Below are 10,849 nucleotides of genomic sequence, written 5' to 3'. Positions count from 1 at the left end.
CAGTGGTTGCCGGCGCGCCGGCGGGCACGAACGCTTGCTGCGTGGCGCACGGGCTCGGGTATGTTTTTGATTATGTCCGGGGGGTTCCCGGTGCAAATCCCCCGAATGCGTGAGTGTGAACAAGGGGAGGGATGGCCGACACTTGTGCCAGATCATGCCCCTGCCCCGAACATTGAGGCGTGCCCTGGCCCTGCTGGCCCCGGCACTTGCCCTGCACCTGCCCCTGACGCCCGTGAACGCCCTTGCATCGCCCATCGCGCTCGCGGTCGTGGGCGACTCCGACAGCCACGGCTATCACGACACCCGCGCCTTCCCCCCCGGATCACCCGAACGAGGGGGTGCGCAACGCGCCACGACCTACCAGTGGACCGAAGTGCTGGCCGCGCTGCGCGGACAGGCGCTGGACCTGGGCCCGCGCACCGACACCGGCACCTTCGGCCGGCTTGCACGTGCGCTCCGGGCCGTGGGCCTGGATGCCCGGGCGCCCCGAAAACTGGACCACCTGCACAACTTCGCCGTGTCGGGCCAGGGTTGCGAAGACCTCTGGGGCGGCGCCTCCCGCCAGGTGCCGCAACTGCTGCGCCTGATGGACGAACACCCGGCGCGCTGGCGCGGGGGCGTGGTGGTGATCCGCATCGGCGTGAACACCTTCGGCCGGGCCGCCGACCTCGAGCGGTTGTCGCTCAACCCACGCGACCCCGAGGTGGCCGGCCGCATCGATGCCTGCGTCGGCCAGGTGCGCGCCGCCGCCGAAGCCATCGGCCGGGCCCACCCGCAGGCGCGCGTGGTGCTGGTCGGCATCTTCGACAACGCCCATTGGGGTCCGTACCACGCCCGCTGGCGCAGCCCGGCCGCCCTGGCCAACATCGCGGCCGGGCTCGATCGCTTCGACCAGGCGTTGCAGCGGCTGGCAGCCGAGCGGCCCCAGTTCGCCTTCTTCGACGATCGCGCCTGGTTCGCCGGTCTGTGGGGCGGCAGGGACGCGGAAGGCACGCCCGCCTACCGCAGCGTGCCCTTCGGCCCGCTGCAGGTGACCAACGCCTCGGGCGACGCCCCGCGGTTCGCCACGCTGGCCGACGGCCATGCGGGCACCGCCTGGAACGCGCTCTGGGCGCGGGCACTCGTCGACTTGCTGAACCGCCGATTCCAGACCGGTATCGCGCCGTTGACGGATGCCGAACTGGCAACGCTGCTGCAGCGCCCGTTCGGACGTTGAAGCGGGGCGCGCGCTCTGCCGCGCTCGGACTCCAAGCGCACTTCACGCCCCGTGGCAAGTCCCGCGACTCGGCAGGCGCGGCGGCAGGGTCTCTTGATGACGTGTTCGCGTGAAAGCCCGTCCCTGAGGTATACCGGGGCGGGACTGGCATCGGCCCGGCATGCCTGCGCCTGCGCAGGTGCCGTCCATTGTTTCGTCTGTCTCGCTCGCTGATTCGCTGTCCGCCCGACCCGGAGTTTGCCGATGCCGTTCGACTGCCCAGACCACGCCTCTCGTCCGGAAGGCTTCAGCCGCCGGCTCTTGCGTGGACTGGCCACGGCCTCCGTCCTGCTGATGGCGCTGCCGGCCGTGGCCCAGGCGCTGTCGATCGGCGTGGCACGATCGCCCCTGTCGCTGCCCATCTACGTGGCCGAGGCCGAGGGCCTGTTCCGCGAGCAGGGCCTCGAGGTCCGCACGACGGACTGCGTCGGCGGACAGCGGTGCATCGGGCTCGTGTTCGATGGCCGCACCGACCTGGCGACGGTGGGAGACGTTCCCGTCATGCTGGCGAGTTTCAAGCGCAGCGATTTCGTCGTCATCGCGACCATGGCGACGACATCCGAGGACCTGAAACTGATCGCCTCGCGCGCCAGTGGCGTGGCGGCGGCCACCCAGCTGGGTGGGCGCCGCATCGGGCTGGTCGTCGGCACCGCGGGTCAGTACTTCCTCGACACGCTGTTGCTCATGCATGGGGTCGAGCCTCGGGCCGTGACGCTCGTGCCGCTGCAGGGGGACGGCTTGCAGGCCGCGCTCGAATCCGGCCAGGTGGACGCGGTGGCGGCCTGGGAGCCGTTCGGCTACCGCATCGTGCGGTCCATGAAACAGGAGGCGGTGGTGCTGCCCAAGGCCGGCAACTACACCGCGACCATGAACCTCGTGGCGCAGCGCGCGCTCGCCGGACCGCGGGATGCCGAGCTGGCCCGCTTGCTGACCGCGCTTCAGCACGCCGAACAGTTCATCCTCCGGCATCCCGACCGGGCACGCGCCATCCTCGCGCGCCGGCTCGACGCCGACGATGATTTCGTGCGCTGGGTCTGGCCGCAACAGGTGTTTCGCCTCTCACTTGACCAGGCCCTGCTGCGCACGCTCGAGAGCGAGGCTCGCTGGGCGATGCGCGAGGGGCACGTGGCCGGGCGCACGGCACCCGGTTTCCTCGCCATCCTTCACCGCCGACCGCTGTCGATGGTGAATCCGGCGGCCGTGGGCATCAGCCGCTGACGACCGGCCATGCGCGTGCGCACCCAGCTCCAGCTGACGGTCGTCCTGGCCCTGGCCGTGGCGGTGGTGGTGGGCGTCCTCTCCTGGCGCTCCAGCGTCGCCGCGCAGGAGGCCGAGATCGAGCAGGAGCACTCGCGCGACGCCGCGCGCCATGCGGCCGCGTTGCTGCTGCTGACGCAGGAGTACCCGCGCTACTTCGAGGCCCGGGTGGCCACCCAGTGGCAGGAACGCCACCGTGACCTGACGGCCGTGCTGGGAGGCGCGGTGCCCGCCTCCACCACCGAGGCCGCTCACCGCGCGTTGCGCGACTCGGTGGCGCGCCTGCCGGCGCTGTTCGCGAAGCTGACCGAGATTCCATCCGCGCCCGACACCGCCTTTTCGGCCCGGCGCGCCGACTTCCTGGTCGACCAGATGATCCTGGAGACCCAATCACTCGCCGACGGCATCTACCGGTGGTCGCGTGATGCGGCCGAGGCCCAGCAGGCGGCCACCCGCCGATTCCGCTGGATCTCGGTGGCTTCGCTGGTGCTGGTGTTCGTGCTGCTCTTCGGCCAGGTGGTGGTGGTGGCCCGCCGGCTCGTTTCGCCCCTTGCCCGCATCGAGCAGGCGGCGGCAGCCGTCGAGGCTGGCGATCTGGAGGCCCGCGTGGGGCTCGAATCGCGGGACGAGCTGGGCCGCCTCTCCCGGGGCTTCGACCAGATGACGGCGTCGCTCGCGCAGCGCCGGTCCGAGTTGCATGCCGAGATCGAACGCCGCGAGGCCACCGAACGCCGCCTCACCGACGTGACGAATGGCATTCCGGCGCTGGTGGGGCACTTCGACCTGACCGAGCGGCTGCTGTTCGCCAACGAGCCGGCGATCCGGTCCCTGCGTCTGGACCGGTCGCGGCTCCACGAATACACCATGCGCTCGGCCCTCGGCGACGTGCTGTATGCGCAGCACGAGCCGGCGCTGGCCCGAGTGCGTGCAGGCGAGCGTTCGTCCGTCGAAGCCGAGGCCGAGCTCCGCGGCGTGCGGCAGAACTTCCAGGCGCACCTGGTTCCGGAGCTCGATGCCGCCGGTCAGGTGTGCGGCTTCTACGCCATGACCTTCGACATCACGCCGCTCAAGCAGGCGGAGCAGGCGAGGGCGGCCGGTGAACACCGGCTGCGCACCATCACCGACAACCTGCCGGTGCTCATCTCCTACATCGACGCCGATGGCGTCATGCGGTTCTGCAATGCCACCTATCGCCATTGGCTGGGGGTCGACCCGTCCCGGCTCGTCGGCCGGCACCTGCGCGATGCCATCGGTCCCGTGCTGTATGCCGAACGGCAGGAGCACCTGGAGCGCGCGTTGCGCGGCGAGCAGGTCACCTTCGAGATCGAGAACACCGTGCGGGGAACGACGCGCTACCTGAAGACGGAGTACATCCCCGATCGCCAGCCCGACGGGCGTGTCGCCGGCGTCTATGCATTGAGTGCGGACATCTCGGCGCTGAAGGCCGCCGAAGCACGCATGAGCGAACTGGCCCGCAGCGATGCACTCACCGGGCTGCCCAACCGGCGCCAGCTGGACGAGCGCCTGGCTGAAGCGATTGCCCGCAGCCGGCGCAGCAGCCGGCCGCTTGCGCTGATGTTCCTCGACATCGACCACTTCAAGAGCATCAACGATTCGCTCGGGCACCAGGGTGGCGACACGGTGCTGAAGGAATTCGCCGACCGCCTGCGCGCCTGTGTGCGCGTGACCGACACGGTAGCCCGGCTGGCGGGCGACGAATTCGTGGTGCTGCTGGAGGGACTCAACGTGGGCGTGGAAGCCGAAGGCGTCGCGCGCAAGATCATCTCCAGCATGACGACGCCCGTGATGGTGGGGGCGATGCCGTTGAACGTCACCACCAGCATCGGCGTCGTGGTGTCCGCGGCCGGCCAGGACGACGCCGCGTCGCTCATGTTCCGCGCCGACGAGGCCTTGTACCGGGCCAAGCGGGCAGGGCGCAACACGTTCGAGGTCTCCACGCTGTGAACGGGCCGAGCTTCTCCTCGTCGGCGGAGGGCGGGGCGACACGGGATTTTCCCGCCCCGCGAACGTGTGGATGCGGCCGCCGCGCCGCCGCGCCAAACTGGTGGCATGAACACCGCCACGGACACTGCCAACGCTTCGCGGCGCGCTTCCCGCGCGGCGCCCTTGGCCTCCTTCGCCGCTGACATCCGGCGCGACCTCCTCGACCGGGAGCCCTTCACCTTCCGGCACCGCCTGCTCGGGCATCCGGCCCTGTCGCTGCAGAACCTCGGCCGGGCCATCCCGGCGCTGCCGGCGTCCCAGGTCTACTACTCGAGCGGCCGGCTCGAGCGCGGCGATGACTTCGACCGCGCCCACGTCGACCACGCCAATGGCCTGTCGATCGAGGAAACCATCGAGACCATCCGCACGTCCGACTCCTACATCATGGTGCGCGCCGCCGAAACCGATGCCTCGTTCCAGCCCCTGTTCCGCGAACTCGTCAGCGACGTGCAGGAACTGATGCGCGAGCGACGGGTCGGGCGCGTCGCCCATGGCGCCACCCTGTACCTCTTCATCGCCTCGCCCGGCAGCATCACACCGTTTCACATCGACCGCTATTCCACCATCCTGATGCAGTTCCAGGGCAGCAAGGAGGTGACCGTCTTCCCGGCCTGGGACGACCGGGTGATGCCCTCGACCGTGCGCGAAGGGTTCGTTGCGCATGCGGGGCCGCGCCCCATCTGGGACGCGCAGGCCGAGCCGCTCGGCACCACCTTCCGCTTTGCGCCGGGCGATGCGCTGCACATCCCGTTCGTCGCGGGCCACCATGTGCGCAACGGGCCGGGCGAGGTCTCCATCTCGATGTCGATCATCTTCAACACCGATGAGACGCGCCGCATGACGCAGGCCATGGTGCTGAACGAAAGGCTGCGCCGGCTCAATCTGGCCCCGGCGCCGGTGGGGCGCAACGCATGGCGGGACGGCGCCAAGGCGGCGCTGTGGGCCGCCGGCGCCCGCCTCGCCCGAGGCCTGCGGTAGCGGTCTCGCTGCGGTTCCCGGAACGCGGATGCCGCACGGCCGCGCGGGGGTTACGGTGCGGCGGCCGGGACACCGCCCTCTACCCTGTGTACGATGTCGGACGTCGCGATTCTGCCTCGCCCGTTCCGACCCGCCAACTGCATGGAAGCTGCGCCCCGACCTGCCGCCCTGACCGCCCTTCGCCACGCGACGGCAGCCTCCCATGGGGCCATTGAATCCCTGCTGCGCCTCGACGCGCAGATCGACCGTGACCGCTATGCCGCCATCCTGTGCGGCTTCGATGTTTTTCTGTCGGCCTGGGAGCCGGCGGTGATGTCGGCGCTTCCGGAGCGATTGCACGGCGGGTTCATGGCGCGGTCGCGCCGCGCATTCCTCCACCAGGACCTGGCCACGCTGGGTCTGGAACGCACCCCCGCTGCAGCCGCCGCGCTGCCGAACCTGCCATCGCGCGCCGCCGCGTTCGGCTCGATGTACGTCATCGAAGGCTCGGCGCTCGGCGGACAGGTGATCGCCCGGCAGCTGGCGGGCCGCTTCGGCGAGGGGAAAGGCACCGGCTCAGCCTATTTTCTCGGCTGGGGCGATCTGACGGGCCGCATGTGGCGCGAGTTTCGTGAGCAGCTCGAGATCGAGGTGGGTACCGACCCTGTCGATCTCGAAGCCGCCTGCGTCGCGGCCGTCCAGACCTTCGACGCCCTCGCTTCCACTGTACGGGCCCGACTCGATGAACCTCTTGTCCTCGCTGCCTGATCTCGACGATTGCGCCTCGGAGCCGATCCGGATCCCGGGGGCCATCCAGCCGCACGGCCGGATGGTCGTGCTGGATGCCGACGGGCGGGTCTGCGTGTACAGCGCCAACTGGCGGCGTGCCGAGGATGCGGCGCAGGCCGTGTCCGCGCTCGACCTGTCCCGGCTGGCCCCTCACGACGCCCCGATGGCGCTCGGGGACGTGCGGCTCGATGACGCGTCGTACACCGCGAGCGGACACGTCCGCGGCGGGCTGGTCATCGTCGAGTTCGAGCCGGCCTGGGCGCTCGGTGCGGAGCCGCCCATCTATTCGCTGGCGCGTCATTTTCTGCCCCGCCTCCAGGGCGCTGCCGACCTGTCCCGGCTCGTCGTCCTGGCCGTCGAGGAGATGAAGCGATTGACCGGTTTCGGGCGCTGCCTGCTCTACCGCTTCGACGACCACGGCCATGGCGAGGTGCTGGCCGAGGCCCTCGACCCTGGCTACGACTCGTACGCCGGCCACCATTTCCCCGCCTCCGACATCCCGCCCCAGGCGCGGGCGCTCTACTGCGAGAACCACATCCGCCTCATCGCGGACGCCAACTACCTGCCGGTGCCGCTGCTCGGCATCGACCCGGAGTGGCGCGCCGACCAGCTCGACCTGACCGGATCCAGCCTGCGCAGCGTGTCGCCTGTGCACCTGGAGTACATGCGGCACATGGGCACGCTGTCTTCCATGTCGGTGTCCATCGTGGTCCGCGGCCGACTGTGGGGCCTCGTCTCCTGTCACGACCATGCACCGCGGTACCTGGGCCTGCCGGTGCGCGTGGCGTGCGAGCACCTGGGCCGCTTGCTGTCCTTGCAGATCGAAGCCAAGGAGGACAGCGCAGACGTCGCCGTTCGCCACGAACTGCGTCGCCTCACGCTGGCCATCGTGTCGCACCTGGCGGACAGCGACGCATCGTTGCAGCGCCTGGTCGAAGAGCCGGCCGCCCTCATGAACCTGGCCGGCGCCTCGGGCGCAGCGGTGGTGCTCGACGAGGCGTGCTGGTCGGTCGGCAGCGTTCCGGACGAAACGACGATCCGCGAGATCGCCACCTGGGTGACTCGGCAGGACGACGTCGTTGTCGCCACTGATGAACTCCCCCGCGAGGTACCTGCCGCAGCCTCATCGTTGGCGGTGGCCGCCGGTGTGCTGGGCCTGTCGATCTCGCAGGTGCACCGGCACGTGATTCTCTGGTTCCGCCCTGAGATCCTGCAGACCATCCAGTGGGCTGGTGACCCCCGCAAGGAGGTCGGCGCAGGCCAGCGCATCCACCCGCGGCGCAGCTTCGCCAGCTGGCGCGAGACCATCCGCGGCCACTCGCTGCCCTGGTCGGCGACCCAGCTTGCCGCCGTCGGCGAGCTGCGGCAGGCGCTCATCGGCATCGTGCTCCGGCGAGCCCAGGAGCTGGCCGAGGCCGCTACCGAGCTCGGCAAGCTGAACAAGGAGCTCGAGGCTTTCTCGTACACCGTCTCGCACGACCTGCGGGCGCCGATGCGGCACATCTCCGGCTACGTCGACCTGGTGCTCGATACCGAGGGCAAGCAGCTCGGCGAACGGTCGCAGCGCTACCTGTCGCACGTGAAGGAAGCATCCCAGTACGCGGGGCAGCTGGTCGATGCGCTCCTGGAGTTCTCCCGCATGGGGCGCTCCGCGCTGCAGCGGCGTCCGGTGGACACGCAGGTGCTGGTGGCCGACCTGGTGCGCGAGCTCACCCGCCATGCCGGCGACCGGCAGGTGGAATGGGACATCGATGAACCGCTGCCGATGCTGCAGGGCGACCCCTTCCTGCTGCAGGTGGCCATCCGCAACCTGCTCGAGAACGCGCTCAAGTACACCCGCGACCGCGCCGTGGCGCGCATTCGCATCGAGGTGATCCGCCGCTCCGGGCAGTGCGGGCTGCAGGTGAGCGACAACGGCGCCGGCTTCGACATGGCCTATGTCGCCAAGCTGTTCGGCGTGTTCCAGCGCCTGCACCATTCCGAGGAGTTCCCCGGCACCGGCATCGGCCTCGCCAGCGTGCGGCGCATCGTCGAGCGACACGGCGGAGAGGTATGGGCGCACGGCGAACTGAACCGGGGCGCCACGTTCGGCCTGACCATTCCCGAGTTTTCCCAAGAAGGTGATTGAATGCTGAAACCCATCCTGCTGGTTGAGGATGACAAGCGCGACCTCGAACTGACGCTCGTCGCGCTTGAACGAAGCCAGCTCGCCAATGACGTCGTCGTCGTCCGTGACGGCGCGCTGGCGCTCGACTACCTCCTGCGCGAGGGCCAGCATGCCGATCGCATCGAGGGCAACCCCGCCGTCATCCTGCTCGACCTCAAGCTGCCCAAGGTCAACGGACTCGAAGTGCTGCGCGTCGTTCGCAGCACGCCTGCCCTGCGGAGCATTCCCGTCGTCATGCTGACCTCCTCGCAGGAGGAGTCGGATGTGCTGAAGAGCTACGAACTTGGCGTCAATGCCTACGTGGTCAAGCCGGTGGACTTCAAGCAGTTCGTCGCCGCGATTGCCGACCTGGGTGTGTTCTGGGCCGTGCTGAACGAGCCCCCGCCCGGCTCCACCAAGGCCAGCCGCCGGTATGAGTGAGCCGGCTGCGCTCCGGGTGCTGGTGCTCGAGGACTCGCGCTTCGACGCGGAGCTCCTCCGCGAGCATCTGTTGGCGGCGCACCCTGACGCCGAAGTCGTGTGGGCCGTCCATGGCGCGGCATACTTGGCAGCGCTGGCGTCACGCAGTTTCGACCTCATCCTGTCGGACTACGAGATTCCCGGCTACAGCGGCCTGGAAGCGCTCGCGGCGGCGCAGTCACTCGCCCCTCGCACGCCCTTCGTGTTCGTCTCCGGCGTGATCGGCGAGGACAACGCGGTCGAGATGATGAAGCGGGGCGCCACCGACTACGTGAGCAAGTCACGGCTCGATCGTCTCGCCTTCGTGATGGACCGCGCGCTGCGCGAGGCGGCCGAACGGGAGGGGCGCGAGCGCGCCGAAGCCCAGCTGCGCGTGGCCGATGGCGTCTATGGCCGCGTCGTCGATTCGCTTCAGAACTACGCGGTCATCCTGCTGGACGGTGAAGGTCGCATCCATGCCTGGAACCGCGCCGCCCGCGAGATCTTCGGTCATGACCGTGCGGCGATGCTCGGGCGCTCGGCCGAATGCCTGTTCACGGCCGATGACCAGGCAGCCGGCGTGTTCGCCGCCGAGCTGGCGCTGGCGCTCGAGGCCGGCAAGGCCGAGTGCGACCGCTGGATGCTGCGCGCCGACGGCTCGCGGCTGCGGGCCGAAGGCATCGTCTCGCCCCTCTTCGGAGACGACGGTGCGCCGTCGGGCTTCTGCAAGATCGTCCACGACGTGACGGCCGCCTACGAGCACGCTGCCGCGCTGCAGGCCGCCAAGGAAGAAGCGGAGCGCGCCAACAGGGCGAAGGACCGCTTTCTCGCGATGCTCTCTCACGAGCTGCGCACCCCGCTCACGCCCATCTCCGCCGCGGCGCATGCGCTGGAGCGCGTGGCGCAGGTGCCGGAGCGCTTTCGTCACCTGCTGCCCATGATCCGCCGCAACGTCGCCATCGAGTCGCGCCTGATCGACGACCTGCTCGACGTCACGACCATCGGGGCCGGCAAGATCCGGCTGCGCAAGCTGCCGGTGGACATGCACCAGCTGGTGCAGGACATCGTCGGCATGGTCCGGGAGTCGCTGGACGAGAAGGGCCTGGACCTGCGACTGGACCTCGCCGCGGCGCGTGCGCAGGTGCTGGGTGACGAGGCCCGCCTGCACCAGGTGGTCTGGAACGTGGTGCGCAACGCCGTGAAGTTCACGCCTGCCGGCGGCGCCATCACGCTGCGCACGGCGGACGAGGCGGGTTGCTTCGTCCTGTGCTGCAGTGACACCGGCGTTGGCATCGCTCCCGAAGCGCTGCCGCGCATCTTCGGCGCCTTCGAGCAGGAGGGCACCGGTGACGGTCACGGCGCCCCGGGGCTCGGTCTCGGGCTGGCCATTGCCGACGGTCTTGTGCAGGCGCATGGTGGCACCCTCACGGCGGAGAGCGACGGGCGAGGGCAGGGTGCGCGTTTCACGCTCCGCCTGCCGGCCCTGGATGCGACCGGATCGCCCGTCACCCCCCGATGCGACGGCGAGGCCGCGAGCCCGACGCCGCAAACGGATGCGGGCACGCAAGCCGCGGCCAACGCGCAGCCGCAGGCGGGACCGGCGCCGGCCGGGCACCGCATCCTGCTGGTCGAGGACAACCTCGACGCGGCCGACGCGCTGCGCATGGCGCTGGAGCCCTTGGGACACGTGGTGCTGCATGCCGCCACCTGCTCGGACGCCCTCTCGCTCGCCGCGCGCGAGCGCTTCGATGTGGTCGTCAGCGACCTGGGCCTACCCGATGGCAGCGGCATCGACGTCGGACGGGCGCTCGCCGGCCGGGCCCCGGTGATCGCGCTCACGGGCTACGGTCAGCCGGAGGACCTGCGCGACTCGGCGGCGGCCGGTTTCCATGGGCACCTGGTCAAGCCGGCCGACCCGCAGGTGCTGCACGAGACCATCCTGCAGGCGGCGCGCGCAGCGGCGTCACGCTGACGCGGCGCTG

8 protein-coding genes are annotated in these 10,849 nt (G+C 70.1%); all 8 read left to right on the top strand.

Going from position 1 to position 10,849, the window contains the following annotated elements; all coding sequences use genetic code 11:
- Positions 1-154: 154 nt before the first annotated feature.
- The 8 genes from ACSQ2F_RS13775 (at position 155) to ACSQ2F_RS13740 (ending at position 10,839) form a co-directional block, all read left to right on the top strand.
- Positions 155-1,216: a GDSL-type esterase/lipase family protein gene (locus ACSQ2F_RS13775; protein WP_436023704.1), complete on the top strand. Its 1,062-nt coding sequence runs from the start codon at positions 155-157 to the stop codon at positions 1,214-1,216.
- Between the two features lie 243 nt (positions 1,217-1,459).
- The gene (locus ACSQ2F_RS13770; RefSeq protein ID WP_436023702.1) at positions 1,460-2,473 is read left to right on the top strand and encodes an ABC transporter substrate-binding protein; all 1,014 of its coding nucleotides are present in this window, start codon (positions 1,460-1,462) and stop codon (positions 2,471-2,473) included.
- A 9-nt stretch (positions 2,474-2,482) separates the two neighbouring features.
- Positions 2,483-4,477: a diguanylate cyclase domain-containing protein gene (locus tag ACSQ2F_RS13765; protein WP_436023700.1), complete on the top strand. Its 1,995-nt coding sequence runs from the start codon at positions 2,483-2,485 to the stop codon at positions 4,475-4,477.
- A 105-nt stretch (positions 4,478-4,582) separates the two neighbouring features.
- On the top strand, positions 4,583-5,494 hold the full coding sequence (locus tag ACSQ2F_RS13760) for a cupin-like domain-containing protein (RefSeq protein WP_436023698.1): 912 nt from the start codon (positions 4,583-4,585) through the stop codon (positions 5,492-5,494).
- A gap of 141 nt (positions 5,495-5,635) precedes the next feature.
- Complete coding sequence (locus ACSQ2F_RS13755; RefSeq protein ID WP_436023696.1) at positions 5,636-6,241, top strand: biliverdin-producing heme oxygenase; 606 nt, start codon at positions 5,636-5,638, stop codon at positions 6,239-6,241.
- Positions 6,216-8,390 (top strand): ATP-binding protein, encoded by a 2,175-nt coding sequence (locus tag ACSQ2F_RS13750; protein ID WP_436023694.1) that lies wholly within the window; start codon positions 6,216-6,218, stop codon positions 8,388-8,390. The genes ACSQ2F_RS13755 and ACSQ2F_RS13750 overlap by 26 nt, the downstream gene beginning before the upstream one ends.
- Positions 8,391-8,849 carry a response regulator gene (locus tag ACSQ2F_RS13745; protein WP_436023692.1) on the top strand — a complete coding sequence of 153 codons (459 nt, stop codon included), beginning with the start codon at positions 8,391-8,393 and terminating at the stop codon, positions 8,847-8,849.
- A complete protein-coding gene (locus tag ACSQ2F_RS13740) occupies positions 8,842-10,839 on the top strand; it encodes a response regulator (protein ID WP_436023690.1) in 1,998 nt (665 codons plus the stop codon). The genes ACSQ2F_RS13745 and ACSQ2F_RS13740 overlap by 8 nt, the downstream gene beginning before the upstream one ends.
- Positions 10,840-10,849 lie beyond the last annotated feature (10 nt).

It is taken from the genome of Rhizobacter sp. LjRoot28, from assembly GCF_964253025.1.
Classification (GTDB): domain Bacteria; phylum Pseudomonadota; class Gammaproteobacteria; order Burkholderiales; family Burkholderiaceae_C; genus Rhizobacter.
This window is presented reverse-complemented; position numbering and strand designations above follow the sequence as displayed.